Below are 19720 nucleotides of genomic sequence, written 5' to 3' on the forward strand. Positions count from 1 at the left end.
TTCTCCAACTAAAGGGGCGCGGTTGCCGGGACGAACGTCCACGGCGCGCGGCTGTAGACGGCCTCGCCGCCGATGTCGAGCGCGGCCGAGAACGCGGGGTCGGCGGCCATCTCGGCCAGCTCGGTCACCACGGTGACGGCGCCGGTCCTGCCCGGCCACCGGGCGGGTGAGCAGGCGGGCGCGGCGCCGATCTCGGTGCCGGTGCGCGTGGCATCCCCCCTACCGTGCGGGACGGTGGTGTCGCGGATGAGGCGGGCCGCGTCGACCAGGGCCGTCTCGGCGCGCACCCCCGCGCCGGTGCGGGCGCGGGCCAGCAGCGCGGCGACGATCCCCTCCGTGCTGATGAGCCCGCCCAGCACATCGGTGAGGGTCAGCAGGGACGGCGCGGGCGGCTCGCCGGGGCCACCGACCAGGGCCGCCACTCCGCAGTACGCCTGCACCAGGTAGTCGGTGCCCAACGGCTGGGGGTCGGGCAGGAGGTCCGCCCACCCCCCCGCGTGCGCGTGAACCAGGCAGGGCCGCACGACGGCGAGGGCCTCATGGTCCAGGCCGAGCCGGGCCGCACGGCCCGGCGGCCAGTTGTGCAGGAACACGTCCGCGGTGGCGACGAGCCGCAGGGCGGCACGACGGCCAGGCGCGGACTTCAGATCGGCCTCGACCACCCGCTTTCCCCGGTTCAGCGCCTGGAACCTGGCCGAGCACTCTCCCGCCATGGGCGGAACTCCCCGCATGGGGTCACCTCCTGGCGGTTCGAGCCGGACGACCTCGGCGCCGAGCAGGCCGAGCAGGTGTCCCGCGAGCGGGCCCTGCACCCTGCTGGTGGCCTCCACGACCCGCAGCCCGGCCAGCGGGGCGTGGTCATGCGGACCGAGTGGTGGAAGGGCGGACGCCGGGGGGGTGACGGCCCGCCCGCGCAGCCGCCACGGCGACGCCGGGGCGGGGGGAAGAAGACCGGGGGCGTCGGCGGCCCGCACCGGCAGTACGCTGACGCCGCTGCGCTCGGCCACGGCTCGCACGGCCCGGTAGTCCAACGCGGCCGCCGCTGTCCCGAGCGCGGCGGGCAGTGGGCACGTCGCGGTGGCGAAGCGCTGCTGGAACGGTGGCCAGCCCGCCGCGACCGCGGCGGGGCCGGCACCCAGTTCCGTCCAGAAGCGCCTCCAGTCCTCGGCGTCGAGCGTCTCGATCTCGAAACGCACGCCGTCCGCCGAGCGGAAGGGCGGGGCACCGTACCCCGTCGGCCCGGCCGGGCCGGGTGAGCCGGGTGAGCCGGGTGAGCCGAGACCGGGCTCGGCGGTGGCCGCCGCGACGTACTGGGTGAGGGCCAGCAGCGCCGCCTGGGCGGCCGAGGTGGCCGCCGCCAGGGCCGGCCCACCGCGCAGCAGGGCCAGCACACCCGCGCTGACCGCCTGGACCGCGAGCACCCCGGCGCACACGGAGACGTAGTCCACGCGCAGCGGTCGTGGCCCGCCGGCGGCCCGCCCGTGGACCTGCATGATCCCGCAGGCGGCCTGCACGTCGCGTTCGCCGGCCATGGGCACGGCCACGGGCCCTGACCAGCCGATCCGGCACTCGGGCAGCGCACCGCCCATCGCCGCGAACGGAAGGCGGGTGACGCCCAGCCACCCCGCGGGTGCCTCGTCCGGCGGCGACTCGTTCCCCGTCTCGACGGCGCAGCCCAGCGCGCGCAGCCGCCATACGGCGACCCGCAGCGCGGGTGAGTCGCCGAGCGCGCGCACGGCCGTCCCGGCCAGCGGCCGGCCCGCCGCCACCCCGGACCGGATTACGTCCACCGGCCCGTCCCGTGGGTCTCCCGCATCTCGCCGAGCCGGTCGCGCAGAGCCATCCGGCGGACCTTGCCGGTGCCGGTGCGCGGTATCTCATCCCAGGTCAGCACCACGGGATCGGCCAGCCGCGGCAGATCGGCGGTGGCGCGCCGCCACGATCCGAGATCGAGTGCGCCGTTCTCGGTGACCACGACGGGCAGGGAGGGGCGCTCGGGAACGCTCAGGATGACGCACTCCAGCACCTCGGGGATACGGTCGTCGATGACGTCCTCCAACTCGACGCAGCTTCCCTCGGGGATGGCGTCCACCTCCCGATCCACGAAACGCATGCCGCCGCTGCGGGTGAGGGCGCCGACGTCGCCGGTGTTCCACCACTCGCCCACCCGCTTGTCCTGCCAGCGGCTCTGCTCGCCGACGTATCCGAGGCACAGTGCCTTGGTCCGGCAGTACACCAGGCCGGTGGTGCCTCGCGGCACCGGTCGCAGCGTCTCGGGATCCACGACGCGCAGCCGGGTGCGGGTGGGGATCGGATGACCGAGGTCGCGGGTGGTGGGGTGCCGGTCGTGCGCGGTGGCCATGGCGCGCCGGGTGAGGAACCGGAAGGTCAGCGGACCGGTCTCGCTCTGCCCCCAGCCCTGCAACCACACCGGGCGACGGTGCCGCGTGGTGTGCAGGAAGGCGCGCACGGTGGGCGGGTGCATGGCGTCGAAGGTGCTGATGTAGAGGCGGACGCGCTCGAACGGACCGCCCTGCTCCTCGGCGTGGCGCTGCCAGCGCACATAGGTCGCGGGCAGTGCTTCGAGGGTGGTGGGCCGATGCCGGTGCAGGAACGGGCCGGCCTCGGCCCAGTCGGGGGCGCAGACCGCCAGGAGTTTGGCGGGGGCCAGCCACAGCACGCTCGCGGCCTGGGCCAGCGCGCGGCCGTGCGCGAAGGAGATCGCACTGGCCACGGTGTCGCCGGGACGGCTGCCGAGCACCGGCCAGCGGTGCGCCTCGAACCCGGCCAGGCGACGCATGATCGTACGGGTGGAGTGGACGACGAGTTTGGGCACGCCGGTGGTGCCGGAGGTGTGCATGATGGCCAGCGGGTCGTCGGCGGGCGGGCGGTACGCGGGCGGTGCGGCATGGCCGCGTACATCGTCGATGGACAGGGTGCCCTCGGCCGCGCCGTCGACGAGCAGGGTCCTGGTGGCGAAACAGGTCAGGTCGGTGCCGACCTCGCGGCTCGACGCCAGCAGCGCGGAATCGGTGACCAGGAGGGCCGGCTCCAGTCGCTTCAGCAGCGTCTCCAGCACGTCGGGGGCCAGGTTCGCGGAGAGCGACGCGGGCACCGCGCCGATGCGCGCCGCCGCGCAGTTCAGCAGCACGTAGTCCCAGTGGTTGCGCTTGGCGATGGCGACCCGGTCTCCGCGCCGCACCCCGGCGGCTGCGAGCCACCCGGCGACATCGCGGACGAGCCCGGCCAGGCCGGGAATGTTCAGCGCGGAACCCAGCGCGGGCGCGATGTCCAGCGGCCGGCTCAGGTGCACGGCCGTGGCGTGGCCTCGGTCGGCCAGATCGTCGAACAGGGTGCCCAACTCGATGGGCTTGGTGAGGAGTGCCATCTGCTCGCCTTCCGGTTCGGGGATGGGGGCGGGAAGCCGCGGCGCGGCCACGGCGGACGACCCCGGTCAGCCGGCGGGCGACAGGTGGGCGAGCACCCGCGCGGCGGCCCGCGCGGCGGAGGCGACCGCACCCTCGCTGCACGGGCGCAGCGCCGTCCAGTCGCCCGCGTACTCCACCGCCGAGGCCGGACGGGCCTCGAACGCGGCGCGCAGTTCGAGGGCACGCGGTGTCGCCTCGGGCAGGCCGTACCGGAACCGGTGCACGTGGGCGGAGGTGACGCACGCGGCCATCCCGGGCACGAAGTGTTCGGCACGGGCGGTGAGGCGGTCCTTCACCTCCTCGTCGGGGGCGTCGATCAGTTCGGCGGTACCCCGGGGTGAGGCGACGAGCGACACCAGGCCACGCCCCGCGGGCACCCGCCCGGGATGCTTGTGATGATCCACGGTGATCACGTTGACCAGGGGGTCCTCGGCGGCGGGGACGAGGGTGGCGAAGCCGCGCCGTACGCCCGTGGGGGCCATCGGCCGGTCCAGGACCAGGGTGAGACGGAGCATGGGCGCGTAGCCGCACGCATCCCGGTAGGCGCGTTCGAGCGGCGGGGCGTCCGTGTGCAGGCGTGCCGCGACGGGGGCGGGCACGGCCAGTACCGCCGAGCGCGCGGTGACGGTGCCGCCGGGCGACTCCAGCCGGACCTCGCCGGAGTCCGCGACCACCCGGGTCACGGTGTGCCCGGTGACCACGTCGAGCCGCGCGGCCAGCGCGCGAGCGAGGGTGTCCATGCCGTCGCGGTAGGTGTGCCAGCCGTTCGTGCTGCCCGAAGCCACCAGATGCGCGGCGAACGGGGCCGCCGCGGCGCGCTCGGGATCCCACCCGAAGAATCCGGCGACCAGCGGTTGGATGAGGTAGTCGCGAAGGTCGGGGTGATAGCGCCTGACGAGGTCGGCGACGGTGGCGGAGCCCAGTGGGCCGCGCTCCGGGCGGTCAGGGTCGAGGTCGCCGAGCCGGGCCAGGCGCGTCTGGAGGCGGAGCAGGTCCACCCGCGCGCGTGGCGGCAGCCCCGCCCCGGTGAGCAGTCCCAGCGGGCGGCCGGCGTGTGGCCTGGATCGGCCGCCACGCCACACGGCGAGCGCGTCGCGCACCCGGGGCACGGCCTCGGGGTCGGCGTCGAGACCGAGGGCGGCGATGAGCCTCCAGGTGGCCGGGTAGCCCGCGGCCGAGGGGAGCATCTCGGCCCCGGTGTCGATCAGACAGCCGTGGGCGCGCAGGGTGCGCATCCGCCCGCCGACCGCGTCGGCGGCCTCGAAGACCCTTACCGAGCACCCCGCCTCGGCGAGCGCGTAGGCGGCGGCCAGCCCGGCGGGACCCGCGCCGACCACCGCGACGTCCAGTGCGGAGGTCATGTGGCGGTGCCGGCGAGCAGGGGGGCGGCCAGGTTCGCGATGACCAGCAGGATCACCGTGACCCGGTGGGCGCGAATGGCGATCCGCCGGGCGCGCAGGATGTCACCTCGCACGGAGCCGATTACCAGGTGGGTCGCGCGCATGGCGAGAACCGGCACCAAGACGATCGGTAACCACCAGGGTGCGGCGCCGAGGAGGGGGCCGACGACGATGAGCAGGCCCGCGGCGGCGGTCATCACGGTGATGAACGCCGTGTTGACCCCGGCGGGCACCAGGGCCGCGACGGTGACGCGCCCGGCGCGACGGTCGCCGTCGATGTCGTGGGTGTTGGAGTAGAGCCCGAACAGCATCGGCCCGAATCCGAACAGCAGGGCCTGCACGAGAACCAGCTCGGTCACCTCGCCGGTGAGCAGGCCGTACGGCACCAGCACCCAGCCGACGCCCAGACCGATCAGGAAGATCTCCTGAAATCCTCGATAGCTGATCTTCAGTCCCCAGGAGTACTGCACCGACGCCACGACGCACACCGCCGCCAGCACGACCGCCCACGGCGGGCGGTGTGGCGCGGCGGCCACCGCCAGCGCCCACAGCAGCACGCCGAGCGCGGTCGCCGCCCAGGCGAAACGGAGCGCCTGCGCCTCGGTGAGGGTGCCGGCGACCAGCGGTTTCCTGGCCAGGCGTCGCTTGGCGGCATCGGCGCCGTAGTTGGCCGCGTCGCTGCCGTCGCGGTAGCCGGTGATGTCGTCGAAGCCGACCATGGCGGCCACCACGGTGACCTCGGCGAGGCAGATCAGCACCAGCAGGCCGATGACGCCCGGCTCCCACCGGCCGGCGGGGGCGAGCAGCGTCCACACCAGTGGCAGGCCGATGTAGTAGTCGTAGACGTCGAGCTTGGCCAGGCGCGCGTAGGCCCCGAGGGTGCCGCGTGCGGTCGCGGCCGGAGCGGACTCCGCTTCCCTGCCGGTGAACTGATCGGTCATCGTGCTCCCCGGGTTTCGTGGGCGAAGGCGCAGACGGTGTCGGCGATGTGTTCCAGCTGGATGTCACTGAGGTGCGGATACAACGGCAGGGCGAGGTTGCGCCGGGCGGCCGAGGCCGCGTTGGGCCAATGTGTGTCGCGGGGCGCGTGCGGCGCGAACGCGGGCTGGGCGGGAAGGGTCCGCGGGTAGTAGACGTGCGAGTCGACGCCATGTGCGGCCAGGTGGGTTCTGAGCGCTTCGCGGTGGGTGGCCAGCACCGCGTAGACGTAGTGGCAGCGGCCGTCACCGCCGACGGGAGGTGCCGACACCCCGAGGGCGGCCAGGGAGGCGAACCGGGTGGAGTAGTAGTCGGCGATATCCGCCCGGCGTGCCAGCCGTCGGCCCAGACCGGGCAGCCGATGCGTCTGGAAGGCGGCCATCACCTCGTCGAAACGGCTGTTGTGCCCGATGCGGTGGTGGACGAATCGGCGCGTGCCGTCCTGGCCGTGATTGCGCAGCATCCGCACGCGCGTGGCCAGGTCGGCGTCGTCGGTGACCACCACACCGCCCTCACCCGGCATCCCGAACGTCTTGACCTGTACGAACGAGTAAACGCCCGCGTCACCCCAGCGACCCGCGGGACGTCCCAGCAGCGTGCCGCCCTGCGCGACCGCCGAGTCCTCCAGCAGGCGTAGGCCGTACCGGTCGGCCAGCTCACGGAAGCGGGGCATGTCCGCCATCGTCGAGAACATGTGCGCCGGCATCAGCGCCTTGGTACGCGGGGTGATGAGTGCCTCGGCGGCGGCGGGGTCCATGGTCAGCCGCACCGGGTCGACGTCGGCGAAGACCGGCCGGGCACCGATGTTGACGACGGTCGCGGCCAGTGGCGCGCAGCCGAAGGCGGGCACCACCACCTCGTCGCCGGGGCCGACCCCCATGGCGTTCAGCACCAGGGTGAGGGCGGCCGTGCCGCTGGAGCAGGCGACGACGTCGCCGGCACCCAGCCGATCGCGCAGTTCCCGCTCGAACCGGGCCGTGTGCTCACCCAGGATGAATCTTTGGGGGGCGGCGGTGCCGATGGTGCGCACCGTCTCCAGCAGTGCGTCGCGGTCCTCCTCGAACAGGTCGGGTGGGAAGAAGGGGATGGCCGTGGTGGTCGGGGCGGTCACCGTCGTCCTCCCGCGTAGAAGTTCTCGATCTCGTCGCACACCCGGTCCACCTGCCACTCGGCCAGGTCTGGATAGAGCGGTAGCGCGAGGGCTCTCGCGCAGGCCGCCTCGGCGCGTGGGAAGTCGCCGGGGGCGTGTCCCAGATGCGCGAAGCACGGCTGGAGATGCATCGGAACCGGGTAGTAGGTTTCGGACTCGATCCCCTTGGCGGCCAGATGCGCGACGAGGGCGTCGCGATCCCCGGCCTCGATGAGATGGACGTAACAGACCCGGTTGCCGCCGGGGTGCGGCGGGACGGCGCCGGGAACCGCGTACACCCCCGGGACACCGCGCAGCCGGTCGTCGTAGCGCGCCGAGAGCTCGTCTCGGCGGACGATGTCGGCGTCGAGGCGAGCGAGTTTGGCGAGCAGGACGGCGGCCTGGATATCGTCCATCTTGCTGTTGAGGCCGGAGAGCACCGTGGGGTTGGCGATACCGGGAAAGTGGTCCAGGGTGTGTCCGCCGCGACCGTGGTGGCGTAGCGCCCGCGCGGTCTCGGCGACGGCGTCGTCGTCGGTGAGCAGCGCCCCGGCGTCGCCGATGGCGCCGAGGGTCTTGGTCGGGAAGAACGACAGCACCCCGCCGACGCCGAGCAGCCCGGCGTGCGTGCCGTCCAGACGCATGCCGATGGCTTCGGCGCTGTCCTCCAGGACGGTCAGCCCGTGTCTTCGCGCCACCTCGTGCACGCCCCGCATGTCCGCGAGGCGGTCGAACAGGTGTACCGGCATCACCATCCGGCTGCGGGGGGTCACCACGGCGTCCACGGACCGCGGATCGATCCCGTACCCGTGCTCCTCGATGTCCGCGAAGACGGGCACGCCTCCGGCGAGCACCACCGAGCCGGCCGTGGCGATGAAGGTGTAGGCGGGGACGATGACCTCGTCTCCGGGGCGCAGCCCGGCCGCGCGCAGCAGCAACACCAGTGCGTCGGTGCCGGAGTTGACACCGACGACGTGTCTCGCGCCGGTCCACCGGGCGAGCGCCCCCTCGAACTCCGCGACCTTGGCACCGTGCGAGAACTTGCCCCGGTCCAGGATGTCGACGCAGTGAGCGCGGATCTCGGGCCACAGCTCATCGAACGATGCGGCCTGGGTGAAGAAGGGGATGGGCGCGGACTCGGTTCGCGCCGGGGATGTCGCGGGAGGAGGGAGGGGTCTCTCCATGGCTCTCTTCCTGTGCGGCATGGTCGGGGAGATCAGGTCCAGAGAGCACGGCGGCATGGCTCGGGAGGCCATGTGTCGGTTTCGCGCGTCCGGTCGCACCAGCCGTGGGCTGTCCGGGGCGCCTCCGGGCAGCCGCACGGCGGGCGCGCGGCGGACGCGTCTGGGTCAGCGGCCCAGCAGGGGGATGTCGTTCTTGCCGAGGTGGTAGTCGCGAACCGCGTCGATCAGCTCCGTCACGGAGAGCCGGCCGGTGCCGTCGGTGTCCAGCTCCCGGAACGCCTGGTCGGCCACGTCCGGCTCAAGGCCGATGGCCTCGAACCACTTGGTCATCTCCGTCTGGCTGACCTCGCCGTCGCCGTCGCTGTCCAGGACGTTGACGATGGCCTGGATGGTGGGGCCCACCACGCTGGCGAATCCGGCGTCGCCCTTGCTGATGATCTCCTGGTTGGCGGCCTGGATGAACTGGCCCTTGTCCATCTGGGGGGTGCCCGCGGCCCTGGACAGGCGGTCGAACATGGCCAGGTAGACCTGCCTGAGCTCGGCGCCCTTCGGGGTGCCCTGAGCGCCCAGGCCGGTGACGATGTCGTCGGCCTCGGTTTCGAAGTCCGAGCGCTCGATCACACCGTCGCCGTCCGAATCCCAGAGACGGAAGCGCTCTTCCAGACGGCTGCTCTGCTTGGTGCCTGCGGCCATTCCAGTCCTTTCCCGAGAATTTTGGGCAGCCCAATGAATGAGCGCCCGGGATGAGCAGAGTCGGCAGCAGAATTCCAACCCTTGGAATTCACCACTCTCCGCAACGGAGATATAGCCATGCGTGACGACTCGTAAACACGGGATCAAGAAAGTCCCACGGCTTTACAATGGCGAGGGAACAAAAAAGGGGATAGCTGGACATAAATCTGTTGTCCGCTGATATCTAAATATCGAGGATCGGCCAATTCTCATAGCCCGATCACCGTGAAATCACGCACGCCGGCACCGGACTCATCCATGCCCCCGGGCTCGCCCTGCCGGAACACCAACGACATCTCAGGTGCCAGGTTCAGATCCCGGCCGGTGACCATCGGATCGGCATGGATGAGCACGTTGTAGTGATTGGGGAAGTGGCAGCCGTCGAACCCGAGCAGCACGCCGATCCGGCGCCGGCCGATCCAGACCTCGTCACCACGGTCGAGCACACCCGCCGTGGCGATCTCGACGAAGCCGAGAAAACCGACACGGTCGATCCTGGCTCCGGCTGCGGTCTCGGTGTGGTCGGTGACGACCAACTCGTGTACCTCCCCGGCTCGCACGCACCGGCTTGCGTACGGTTCGAGTCGCATGCCCCGGTCCGTCCGACGGTGGACCAGCAGCTTCACCAGGGTCGCGGTGACCTCGCGCTTGGGACCGTCCTCGTCCGGGTTCACACCGTCTCCTTTCCGGTGGCCGCCAGCCGATAGACGTCCTCGACGAGACGTAGGGCGGGCAGCCCGCCGTCACCGTCCCCCGCACCGTTCCGGATCCGCCCTTCGAACGCGCGCAGCACCCCCACGTACTCGTGCCACAGGGAGTTCTTGAACCCCGGATGGCCCGTCAGCATGTCGGCGTAGAGCGTTCGGCCGTCGGCCAGCAGGACCTCGATGTCCTTGCGCTCGCCCGGATAGGACCAGTCGAGCAGCACCCGCACCGACGCCGCCCCGGCGCGCAGCCCGATGTCGGCCCGCCGATCGGTGTCCGCCGCGTCACGGGTGATCCGCGCGGACACCACCTCGGCCGGCCCCAGCAGCGACTCGACCAGATCGAACGCGTTGGGGCCGTTGTCGGCGACACATCCGCCGCCGCACCGCCGCGCGTCCAGGTACCAGGTGTCCGCACCCGCGTGCTCCTCGATGCGTTCCAGGTAGCGCACCGTCAGCTTCTCGACCCGTGCCCCGGCGAGCCCGGCTCGCAACCGCCCGACCGCGTGGTTGTACCTGCGGTGGAAGGCGGTGAACAACGGGGCGTCCCCGCGCGCGGCCAGCCGCGTCAGCGAGACGCCCTGCTCCGTGTCCAACGCGAGCGGCTTCTCCACGCACACGGCCACTCCGCGCTCCAGCGCGTCCGCGCACACCCGCGCGTGCGCGTCGTTCGGCACGGTGACCACCACCGCGTCCGGACGTGCCTCGTCCAGCAGCCGCAGATGGTCGGTGTAGACGGGCACCGAGCCGGTCCGCGCGGCCAGCACCGCCGGATCGCGGTCGCACACCGCGCTCAGCCGCAGCGTCGCCGAGCCGCGCAGCGCCGCGAGGTAGAAGCGGGAGATCACACCGAGACCGACGACCCCGATCCGTAGCGGGACCGTCATCGCTCCGCCAGGACGTCCGGTACGGCAAGACCGGCATGTGCCGCGACCTCCGCCAGCTCGGCGTATACCGTCGCGTCCAGCGGGACTCCCGTACTCAGGTGCTCCTCGGCACACCGGTGTTCGTGCCATCCGGGGTAGCGCACCGGCTTCGCCCGGTCGACGGGCGGGCAGGCCAGCAACGCGCCGAACAGGGCGTTCGCGTCGGCCTCGGCCCCCTCGCGCAACGCACCCGGTGCGACGGCCGCCACGAAGAAGCCGATGTCGTCGTCGCGCCCGCCCGGTCCGCCGTCGCCCGCGAGCGCGTCGGGATGCGCGCCCAGCCCCGCGCCGGGCACCAGCGCGGCCAGCACCTCCACCGCGATGCCCAGCCCGAACCCCTTGTACTGCCCGGCCTCGCCCCCCAGCCACATCAGGTGTGCCCGCCCGGCGTCGAAGGCGGCTGGGTCGGTGACGGAGCCGCCCCCGTCGTCGCGGAGCAATCCTTCGGGGACGGGTCGCCCGGCGCGGGCGGCCTGGCGGATGCGGCCGGTGGGGGCCGCGGTGGTGCTCATGTCGAGTACGAACGGGGGATGGTCGCCCGCCGGGGCGGCCACGCTGAGCGGGTTGGTACCCAGCATCGTCACCGCACCGCCGGGTGGCCTGGCGATGCGCTGGCCGCCACAGTTGCTGGCGACCAGTCCGATCATGCCGCGGCTGACCGCGCGCAGCGCGTGGTGCCCGGCGCAGCCCAGATGGGTGGCCCCACGCACGGCCGCCACACCGATCCCGTACTCGGCGGCGCGTTCGGCCGCCACGTCCATCGCGACCCCGGCGACCCACAGGCCAAGCGCCCGGTCGGCGTCGATGAGCACGGCCGCGCCGCGGTCGGCGACCGTACGGGGCTCGGCGTGGGGGTTGACCCGCCCCTCGTCGAACAACGGCAGATAGAGCCGGGTCAGGTTGACCAGGCCGTGCGAGTTCAGGCCGGTGAGGTCGCCGTAGCAGAGCGCCCGCGCGGCCTCGTGCGCCCGCTCGGATGCCAGGCCCCGGGCGGCGAACACCGCCGAGGTGAAACCGAGCAGGTCGGCGTGGCGCACCCGTACGGTCCCCGGCACCGACGACGCGGGCTCGGGGTGCGGTCGCGCGGCTGACAGGGTTTGGTTCACGGTCGTCCGTTCGTGTCGTCGGTGAAGGCCAGCAGCAGTCGGGCCACCGCGGCGGCGAACTCCGCGAGCTCGTCGACTCGCGCGAACTCGCCGTCGGCGTGGGCGTTGTTGGCGGCGAGGTCACCGGGTCCCAGCACCACGGTGCAGGCCCCGGCGACCTCCGACATCCAGATGGCGTCGCAGGTGAAGGCGGGCTCGTCGGACGGCCATGGCACGATCCCGGCCGCGTCACGCAGGAGCGCGTGCATCCGGAGGTCACGATCGTCCAGGACGGGCAGGCCGCGCTTGAGCCACTCCAGCCGGGTGATGACGTGCGCCTCGGCGGCGGTTCTGGCGAACAGCGTCGTGCCGGCGAAGGCCGTGACGAACGCGTCGAGACCGTCGTCCAGGGCGGTTCGCAGGTCCCGCTCCAGCCGCCGCCCGGCGGCGGCCGAGGCGTAGGCGAGGTTGAGCAGTAGCGACCCGCCGCCATAGACCTTGTTGTGCAGGGTGCCCGTGTGCAGGCCCGCCACGCACACCGCGCCCTCGGCGGTGTGCCGATCGAGCGCCCGGCCCAGGTGCTGGGCGAGAAAGCCCAGCAGGACGCTGGCGTTGTGCCCGTGGGCGGGGTGGTCGTCGATGGCGTCCATCCCGTCGACGACCACCCGTGCGGTCATCGCCGCCGTGCCGCGCGGCAGGAACCGCAGTCGGGTGGGCTCGCAGAAGACGTTCAGTCGCCCGGTGTAGCCGCGCTCCACCAACGGCCTGGTGCCGAAGACGCCCATGGCACCGCCCTCCTCCCCCGCCACGGCCTGGATCAGAATCCCGATGTCACGGCCGATGGCAGGGCGCAGCGCCCGCGCGGCGCGCACCCCGGCGAGCAGTGCCACCGCGGGCCCCTTGGCATCGATCGCGCCGCGACCGTAGAAGCACTCGCCGTCGAAACGGACGGGTTGCCATCCGGCGACGGTGTCCAGGTGCACGTTGAACATCACGGTGCGGGCGACCGGCAGGGCGGGACCCAGCAGCAGCACCAGGCTGGGCTGGTGTTCGAGGAAACCGGGGATGTCCAGCGCCGCGCGCACGGGTGCCGGGACATCGGGACGGTCAAGCTCGGCCCTCTCGGCGGGCGCATGGTGTACGCCGCGAAAGCCGATCGCGGCGGCGGCGCGGAGGTAGTCGGCCTGCGCCTCGCGCAGCCTGGGCACGGGCGCCTCCGGGCCGGTCTCCAGCGGACCGGTGGTGGGCAGCCGCAGCAGTCGCAGCAGCAGGTCGCGGTCGGCCGGGGTGAGCGGGATCGAGGACACGGCGCGGGCGGGCGGAGCGGTCATCGGAGCTCTCCGGCCGGTGCGGCGACCTGGGCCACAAGCCGTTCCAACGCACGCCCGTACGCCACGAATGCGGCGTGGTCGCCACGACCGGGGTCACCGGGCGCCGCGTCGGTGCTCGCCGCGGCGAGGTGCGGGCGCAGGTGCAGGTGCGGTTCGATGGAGAGCGCCCCGGTGTAGCCATGGGCGAACAGCAGGCGAAGGCATTTCGCGACCTGGGCCTCACCGGTGCCCGGCGGGACGAAGCCGACTCTGCCCTCCGGGCCGGTCACCGCGTCCTTGACGTGCACGTGCACCACGTGCTGGACGACGGCGGCCAGCATCGGCGCCGACGGGTATCCATACGCGACGCCGTTGCCGACGTCGAACAGCAGCCGCAGCGCCGGACTGCCGATGCCGGTCACCAGGTCCAGCATTCGTTCGGCGCGATCGCCCGCCCAGCCCGTGCAGTTCTCGTGTGCCAGCAGCAGCCCGGCGTCCTCGGCGCGCCGCGCCAGCTCACGCAGCCGCCGATGGGCGCGACGGCCCCATTCGGCCTCGGGCAGACCGCCCGAGGGGTAGGACATGACGCGCACCAGGCGGGTTCCCAGAACGGTGCAGCGTCGGGCAAGGACGTCCAGTTCGGCCAGGTCGAGGGCGAAGTCGCCGGTCACGGGTCGGGACCAGTCACCGATCTTGGAGGCGACACAGACCACGGTGACGCCGGCCGCCCGGATGCGCTCCGCCGAGTGGGCGAAGGTGGCCTCGTCCAGCCTCGCGATGGGAAGGCCGCCGATCGTGCGCAACTCCAGGTGCTTCCAGCCCAACTCGTCCAGAGCGGCGAGTTGGCCGGGCAGATCGGGGGCCGCCTCGTCTCCGATCCCGGCCGGCACGACTCCGCCCGGCGGGGCGGGCGTGTGTTCAGCGGACGCCGTGGACACGCCGGACCTCCTTGTGCTGGGCGGTGTCCGGCTCGTGCGCGGTGCACAGATCCTTGGCCTCGTTGAGTAGCCGGACGGCGTCGATCTGCACCGGCAGCGCCCCCGGCGCGGAGGGAAACCGGGCGTAGCGCGTGTAGGCGCTGCGGACGAAGGCGGACAGGGCGTCGTCGGCGAACGCCGAGCAGGTCTGATCTCGGCCCTCGATCACCACCCGGAGCTGGGCGGTGTGGTCCGCGTCGCTGCACGGATAGTGACCGATGAGCGTCGCCCCCTCGAAGTCCAGGGTGATACGGCGCTCGCGCACGGGCGAGGTCAGGTCCGAGTCGATCTCGGTGCGCACGCCGGAATGGTGGTCCAACCGGAGCCTGGCGCGGCCCAGGCGTGGCAACCGAAGCTGGTCGGTCACCATGTCCGTCCAGGAGGCATCGGCGATCCGGGCACCACCGGCCAGGGTGAGCACCACGGCGAGCGCGTGCGGCATCTCGACGTCGAAGGCGGTGGGGTGGCCGGGGACCGTCGCGCTGCGGGTGAACCGGGGCTTGTTCTGCACCACACGGATGCCGCGCAGCCTGCCGAACTCCTCCGAGTCCACCGCCGCACGCAGGCGGTGGGTCAGGGAGCTGTGCAGCCAGTGGGTGGCGACGGTGATGTCCAGGCCCCAGCGTCGCCTCGTGCGTGCGATGGCCGCCAGGCCCATCAGGTCCAGGGCCAGGGGCTTCTCGATGATGATCTTTCGGTAGCCGAGCTCGGCCAGCCGCTCCAGCATGCCCGAACGAATATGCGGCGGGGTGCACAGGTGGACCACGGTGCGGTGGGGTGGAGTGCGCCCGGCGGCCTCCTCCAGGGTGCCGACCGTGACCACGCCGGCGACATCGGGGGGAGGCCGGAACGGGTCGTGGACGATGACCCGCCCAGGGGCGAGCAGGCCCGGGATCGCGGCGCGCACCCTGGACAGTGCCGGCAGATGCAGTCCTTCTCCGGCCCTGCCCATTCCAAGGATGAAGGTATGCAACATGATGCATCAGCGCCTTTCCGAGTTGCCTGTCACATAACTCCGAAACATGTTTTCCCGGGTACATGTCAGGCGTTCGGCGGAATCTTCATTCGCATGGTTCGACGCCACCGCGAGCACCCCGCAAACCGTGCTGCTCCACTCACCGCGTCAGGCTGGATGCCATCGAGCGTCAGATATCGAATATCGGGTGTCGGGTGTCGGGTGCCAGGTGAAGAAACGTGTACGTGGGACCGGGCCGCCGTGATGGGGACATGAATAAAGAGCCGACCGGCACCCCTGAACCCGAAAACCTGGAATTTCGCGCGATCGGGCCGCCGGCCTGTGCGGGTGGGAATTTTCCGGGTGACCTCCGCCCTCGATCACCGGTGGTCATGATTTTGACGGTCGGGTCGGCAGCGAGCCGGACGTGCCTACCGGGCGAACCCGGACCACGTCACGCCGTTCACCTGTCGCGATCAGGCTGTGGAGAAGCTGGACTGTCCGCCGGGCGGGGCGTGCCAGCCATGATTCGGCTCGACCGGAACACCGGGGCCAAGGCAGAGCGGACCCGCGTGGATGAAGACCTTGGAATCGGTCAGGTTGATCAGCAGATGCGCGGTCGGCGGGAGCCGTCTGCATCCACCGGCGGGCAGGTCCCGGTACCTGCCGAGCTCCTCCAACTCGGTGGTGAAGACGATGACCTCGCCCTCGGCGGCCGCACCCGGCCCCGCCCAGGCAAGAACGGCCGTGGCCGACACCACGATCACCCCCAGAACAGCACCGAACAGCTTCATTCGCCCCTCCTGGATGGTCTTGAAGCATGCCACGAAAGATCTCGGTGCCCCGGCGTCGTCCATACGGAACCACCGACATCGGCCATCATCAGGTAATGGAAAGTAATGTGTCAATCACTCTGGGTAATGAAAATCCGAAGCCGGTCACCCCGGCGAACGTGCCGGCTCCGCGCGCCGGTCGAGCCGTACGGTGACCGTCTGCGAGCCGCCGCCCCGGCCTGCCAGTCGTCCGAGGGCGAGGGTGAGGCTCGCGCCGGTCGTGGCACTCGTCAGGAGCGGGTGTTCGCCGAGCACCTCGGCCACCGGCCGGTCCCAGGTCACGATCAGCTCGTCCAGGTCGCGCCGGGGATCCGACACGGTCAACGTGGCCGTACCGTCGCCGCGCTCCCTGACCAGGACCGCGCACGGGGCGGAGGCGGCCAGGCCGCCGACGGCTCCGTCGTTCCAGAAGTTGACCGCGGTGATTCCGAGAGACGGGACCCGGACGCCCTGCTGCCGGGCGGTGTTGGCGAGCACCCGCGCCCAGCCGGGGTCGGCGGCACGGGCCCGGGTCTCCGCCCGGCTCGCCCCCGGCAGGAGAAGGTAGACGTAACCGGCCGAGTCCGGGTCGACGCCGTGGTCCAGCCAGAGCGTCACGTAGCTCCGGGTCACCTGGCCTGCCGTACGTTCCTCGCGCAGCGTGCGCAGCCGGGTGGGACAGGGCAGGACGTAGCCGCCGTGCCCGGCCAGATGTGCCCAGCCCTCCCGGTCGTCCACGGTGAGGGGCGCGCCGGTCCTGCGGTTGTCCACGACGGTCTCGACCACCGCGCCGTCCTCGCTCGTGATCCCGGCCCCCAGGCAGAGCACCGCGTCGTCGAGGAAGAACCACGACTTGAAAGCCTCCATCGTGCTCTCGAAGCCGTTCAGGTGCTGGCCGACCGTCGCGTAGGTGCCGTCGGTGGCGCCGCCCACCCAGCGGGCGGGCGGGCAGGTGTCGCCCCAGGCGTTACCGGCGCCGTCGGCCAGCCGCCGGGTGGAGACGGTCGTGCCCGGCAGGCGGTAGGGGTCGACGGTGGGCCAGAAGGAGTCCGAGTACTGGTCGCCGTGCCCCTCGCCCCACCAGTAGAGCATCCCCGAGCCGGTGTGCCAGCCGCGCCGGTTCTCGCCGTTGCCGTGCTCGTAGTGGCCGATCCGGTACGAGGCCATGCTGAGTCCCGCGCACCAGGCCGGCCTGCGGTGAACGGCGCGGGCGCTCATCGCCGTCAGCCGGTGCCCGAGCGGTTCCTCGGCCGCCGGGATCGCGTCGTCGTCCAGGGCCGCGGCGAGGCGGGCGTGAAACCCCAGGTCGCTCCTCTCTGCCGCGTCGAGCATGGGTCTGGAGGTGTCGCGCAGCGCCCACCCCTTGACCATGCCCTGCCAGCGGACCCGCTCGGCGGCGGAGGCCGCCTCCCCCAGCAGCAGGACCGCCGCGGCGATGTCGCGTCCCCTGCGGTGGTCGCCGTACGGTTCCCTGCCGATCCCCCGGCCGCTGACCAGGTCCATGCAGAAGCCGTCGTGGACGAACGGCGCGAACGACTTCTCGACGCCGTCGAAGACGACCTGCCTGTTCGGATCGGTGATCTCCCATGGCGAGCCGCGCAGCACCGCGAACAGTGTGGCGAGCCCGGACAGCAGCACCACCCCGTACCCGCCCTGGTAGGGGACGGAGGTGTGCTGGATGAACGAGCCGTCCCGATAGAACCCGTCGCCCTCGAAGACGTGGCGGAAGACCGGGGAGAGCGCGGAGGCGGCCGACGCGGCCTTCCCGGAGTCGGAGCCGAGGGTGGCGCGGAGCAGCATCACCGTGCACAGGTCCACCCGGTTGGCCCCGGTGCTGGTGCCCTCGTAGTCGTTCAGGCGGCACTCGGGGAGAAAGTGGTCCACCGCCTCCTGGAGCGCCCCGCTTCGTGGGTCTGTCAGGTGCGGACCGATCAGCACGGCCGCGTCGAGGAGCTTTCTGGGAACGCCGATCTGCCAGTTCCACCAGTTGCCCGCCGGGTCGGCGCCCGCGGCGTACACTCACCGCCGGTAGTGGTCGATGCCTTCCGCGACGGCGGCGGCCAGGTTCGCGTCGCCGGTCAGCCCGGTGCCCGGCAGCGCGTACACGCGGGCCATGGTCCGCAACCGCGCCGGAGTGTCGGTGAAGGAGGGGAACGCCAGCCCTGGCCAGAGCCAGGTGTCGGCCGGTGCCATGGTGTCCCGGTACAGGGCGGCAGTCGTCCCCAGCCTCGCCAGCCGGATGCGGTACGGCTCGGCGGTCGGGTCGAATCCCGACCCCGTCGTCACCTCACGCCAGCGGCGGCGCAGCAGGGCGAAGGAGTCGCCCTCCGCGGGCGCGGTACGCGCCGGAACCAGCGCTCCAGCCGCGGCGGCACCGCCGAGCTGGAGAAATAATCGCCTGGAATATCCGCTCACATATAGATTGTGAGGCGACGGTCACCGCCGCCCCGGATGCTAAGCCGTACCGCCTCACGCGCTCGGGCACTCCGGACTTCCGCCGGAGGCCGCCCCACCCGGGCATGAGGGCGCCTCGCTCGCGGCCTGTCCCGAGCGAGGCGCCCAGCCCTGGCCGACGGGCTGTCAGCAGCCCTTGGTGATCTTCTTCAGGTGGTGGCGGGTGACCCAGAACTTCTTCTTGCCGCTCGTCTTACCGTTGGTGATCAGACACTTCGTGGTGGTCTGGCCGCCACCGGCCCTGAAGTGGAGCTTCGCCTTCGCCTTGTGCGAGCAGTGGTTGTTGAAGTAGACAGTCGTGGAGTCGTTACTACCCGTGCCCCAGGAATAGCTGGCCTTCTTTCCCGCGGGCTTGGAGCAGGCGATACTCGCCCTCTTGACGTCCAGGGTTCCGGCCGTGTCCGCGGACTTCGCCGCCACCTTGGCGGCGGGCGCCGCGGCCTGAGCCGTGGCGGGAGACCGGTGCCGCCCGGTGAAGCGCCGCCTGCCGCGCGGCGCCCGGTTCCGCCGGGCCGCCCAACCATGATCGGGTACGCCACCCGGTGGCGCCAGGGAATCGGATACGGCGCCCGGGGAGCCGTGATCCGACGGGAGTCAGAGGTCCACGTCGTGGGAGGCGATCACGTGGACCCCCTCGGGATGCCGGCCCGCGGGAGTGACCAGGACCCGCCTGCCCTGCTCCCGGTAACCGTGTTCGGTCAGCCACATCAGGGCATACGGGCCGAGGTCGCTGAAATCGATCGGGGAGTCGGGCGAAAAGAGGTCCTTGCCCGACGAAGTACCGCCGGTGTCGCCTTCGACGATCGACAGGGTGTAGGTGGTCATGGCAGCCCCCGAGCCGTAGTTGTCCTCGGGGTGCTCCATACCCGGTCACCCGGGTTCTGCTCTCGGCTCCCGGTTTCCCCGTCCCGGACGCCGACCCCGGATGCCGGACATCAGGCGGCGCCCACGGCCCGGCTGCCACACATCACCCGAAGCACCACTAAAGGCAATATAAAGGATATATAGGTATATAGTGGACGGAAATTTCCCTCCAGGAGGAGTCCCTCCCCGCAGCACATGTGGTTGATCGCGAAGAGCGGCCCGGCCCAGGCCGAACCGGGTCATATCTCCGGCGCCGCCGCCCTCCCCGATCGCTCCTCCGACACGCTCACCAGCAGACCCGGAAGCCATGTCATGAGTCAGGACAGCGCCAGCCCGTATGTCGACTTCGAGATCGACCTCACCCTTGAGGAGACTCGCCGCCGCGCCGCCGTCATGGCGGCGCTGGAGCCGGACTGGGATCCGCCGGGGGTGCTGCGGGCCGAGGAGGAGGCGTACGACCTCCTCTACTCCGGCCTCGACAGCCGGCAGCAGGAGATCTACGACATGCTCGTGGCCGCCGGCGTGCTTCCCCCCAGGGAGTCCGGCCGTGCCGCTTGACCCACACGCCGACTTCGGACGCAGGGCGTGGGTGCCCTGCCCCGGCTGCCAGGACCACCGCGACTGCGACGACTGCCTCGGCGGCCGCAACTGCGGGGAGCACTGGCGCTACCTCATCGGCAACACCGGAAGCCTGCTGCACCTGCAGTGCCCGGGATGCACCCACCTGTGGAACCACGAGACGGGCTTCGGCGCGGGCGGCCGGACCACCTCCGGCTGACCTG

At 71.9% G+C, this 19720-nt stretch carries 19 protein-coding genes and 1 pseudogene; 2 read left to right on the forward strand and 18 right to left on the reverse strand.

From position 1 onward, the window contains the following. Positions 1 to 8 precede the first annotated feature (8 nt). From ABZU75_RS00475 to ABZU75_RS00560, 18 genes and pseudogenes are all read right to left on the reverse strand, one after another. Entirely contained in the window at positions 9 to 1790 is a 1782-nt protein-coding gene (locus tag ABZU75_RS00475; RefSeq protein ID WP_355547446.1) for a CoA transferase, read from the reverse strand. After that, positions 1781 to 3388 carry a class I adenylate-forming enzyme family protein gene (locus ABZU75_RS00480; RefSeq protein WP_355547449.1) on the reverse strand — a complete coding sequence of 536 codons (1608 nt, stop codon included), beginning with the start codon at positions 3386 to 3388 and terminating at the stop codon, positions 1781 to 1783. Before ABZU75_RS00480 ends, ABZU75_RS00475 begins: the two co-directional genes overlap by 10 nt. A 66-nt stretch (positions 3389 to 3454) precedes the next feature. Then, entirely contained in the window at positions 3455 to 4789 is a 1335-nt protein-coding gene (locus ABZU75_RS00485) for an FAD-dependent oxidoreductase (RefSeq protein WP_355547452.1), read from the reverse strand. Continuing rightward, positions 4786 to 5769, reverse strand: coding sequence for a UbiA family prenyltransferase (locus ABZU75_RS00490; RefSeq protein WP_355547455.1), 984 nt, complete (start codon positions 5767 to 5769; stop codon positions 4786 to 4788). The genes ABZU75_RS00485 and ABZU75_RS00490 overlap by 4 nt, the downstream gene beginning before the upstream one ends. Continuing rightward, a complete protein-coding gene (locus tag ABZU75_RS00495) occupies positions 5766 to 6917 on the reverse strand; it encodes a DegT/DnrJ/EryC1/StrS family aminotransferase (protein WP_355547458.1) in 1152 nt (383 codons plus the stop codon). The genes ABZU75_RS00490 and ABZU75_RS00495 overlap by 4 nt, the downstream gene beginning before the upstream one ends. Continuing rightward, a complete protein-coding gene (locus ABZU75_RS00500) occupies positions 6914 to 8119 on the reverse strand; it encodes a DegT/DnrJ/EryC1/StrS family aminotransferase (RefSeq protein WP_355547461.1) in 1206 nt (401 codons plus the stop codon). Before ABZU75_RS00500 ends, ABZU75_RS00495 begins: the two co-directional genes overlap by 4 nt. A 165-nt stretch (positions 8120 to 8284) precedes the next feature. Further along, positions 8285 to 8812 carry an EF-hand domain-containing protein gene (locus tag ABZU75_RS00505; RefSeq protein ID WP_350913471.1) on the reverse strand — a complete coding sequence of 176 codons (528 nt, stop codon included), beginning with the start codon at positions 8810 to 8812 and terminating at the stop codon, positions 8285 to 8287. A 248-nt stretch (positions 8813 to 9060) separates the two neighbouring features. After that, entirely contained in the window at positions 9061 to 9525 is a 465-nt protein-coding gene (locus tag ABZU75_RS00510) for a hypothetical protein (RefSeq protein WP_350913474.1), read from the reverse strand. Next, positions 9522 to 10442: a Gfo/Idh/MocA family oxidoreductase gene (locus ABZU75_RS00515; protein ID WP_355547466.1), complete on the reverse strand. Its 921-nt coding sequence runs from the start codon at positions 10440 to 10442 to the stop codon at positions 9522 to 9524. Before ABZU75_RS00515 ends, ABZU75_RS00510 begins: the two co-directional genes overlap by 4 nt. After that, entirely contained in the window at positions 10439 to 11587 is a 1149-nt protein-coding gene (locus tag ABZU75_RS00520) for an Ldh family oxidoreductase (protein WP_355547470.1), read from the reverse strand. Before ABZU75_RS00520 ends, ABZU75_RS00515 begins: the two co-directional genes overlap by 4 nt. Beyond that, entirely contained in the window at positions 11584 to 12897 is a 1314-nt protein-coding gene (locus ABZU75_RS00525; RefSeq protein WP_355547473.1) for a M20/M25/M40 family metallo-hydrolase, read from the reverse strand. Before ABZU75_RS00525 ends, ABZU75_RS00520 begins: the two co-directional genes overlap by 4 nt. Then, entirely contained in the window at positions 12894 to 13814 is a 921-nt protein-coding gene (locus ABZU75_RS00530; protein ID WP_355547476.1) for a TIM barrel protein, read from the reverse strand. The genes ABZU75_RS00525 and ABZU75_RS00530 overlap by 4 nt, the downstream gene beginning before the upstream one ends. Continuing rightward, positions 13795 to 14829 (reverse strand): oxidoreductase, encoded by a 1035-nt coding sequence (locus tag ABZU75_RS00535; protein ID WP_355547479.1) that lies wholly within the window; start codon positions 14827 to 14829, stop codon positions 13795 to 13797. Before ABZU75_RS00535 ends, ABZU75_RS00530 begins: the two co-directional genes overlap by 20 nt. A 455-nt stretch (positions 14830 to 15284) precedes the next feature. Then, entirely contained in the window at positions 15285 to 15602 is a 318-nt protein-coding gene (locus tag ABZU75_RS00540; RefSeq protein ID WP_355547482.1) for a hypothetical protein, read from the reverse strand. A gap of 144 nt (positions 15603 to 15746) precedes the next feature. Continuing rightward, positions 15747 to 16991 (reverse strand): polysaccharide lyase family 8 super-sandwich domain-containing protein, encoded by a 1245-nt coding sequence (locus ABZU75_RS00545; protein WP_355547769.1) that lies wholly within the window; start codon positions 16989 to 16991, stop codon positions 15747 to 15749. A gap of 3 nt (positions 16992 to 16994) precedes the next feature. Beyond that, positions 16995 to 18035, reverse strand: a pseudogene (locus tag ABZU75_RS00550) (lyase); the annotation flags it as partial. A 165-nt stretch (positions 18036 to 18200) separates the two neighbouring features. Further along, positions 18201 to 18494, reverse strand: a complete 294-nt coding sequence (locus ABZU75_RS00555; protein ID WP_355547485.1) for a hypothetical protein — start codon at positions 18492 to 18494, stop codon at positions 18201 to 18203. 174 nt (positions 18495 to 18668) lie between these two features. Continuing rightward, positions 18669 to 18938, reverse strand: a complete 270-nt coding sequence (locus tag ABZU75_RS00560) for a hypothetical protein (protein WP_355547488.1) — start codon at positions 18936 to 18938, stop codon at positions 18669 to 18671. 312 nt (positions 18939 to 19250) lie between these two features. Here ABZU75_RS00560 and ABZU75_RS00565 point away from each other — a divergent pair, with 312 nt between their 5' ends. Beyond that, entirely contained in the window at positions 19251 to 19496 is a 246-nt protein-coding gene (locus ABZU75_RS00565; protein WP_355547491.1) for a DUF6400 family protein, read from the forward strand. After that, the gene (locus tag ABZU75_RS00570) at positions 19486 to 19716 is read left to right on the forward strand and encodes a hypothetical protein (protein WP_350913499.1); all 231 of its coding nucleotides are present in this window, start codon (positions 19486 to 19488) and stop codon (positions 19714 to 19716) included. The genes ABZU75_RS00565 and ABZU75_RS00570 overlap by 11 nt, the downstream gene beginning before the upstream one ends. Positions 19717 to 19720 lie beyond the last annotated feature (4 nt).

Source organism: Streptosporangium sp. NPDC005286, from assembly GCF_040607515.1.
Lineage (GTDB): Bacteria > Actinomycetota > Actinomycetes > Streptosporangiales > Streptosporangiaceae > Streptosporangium.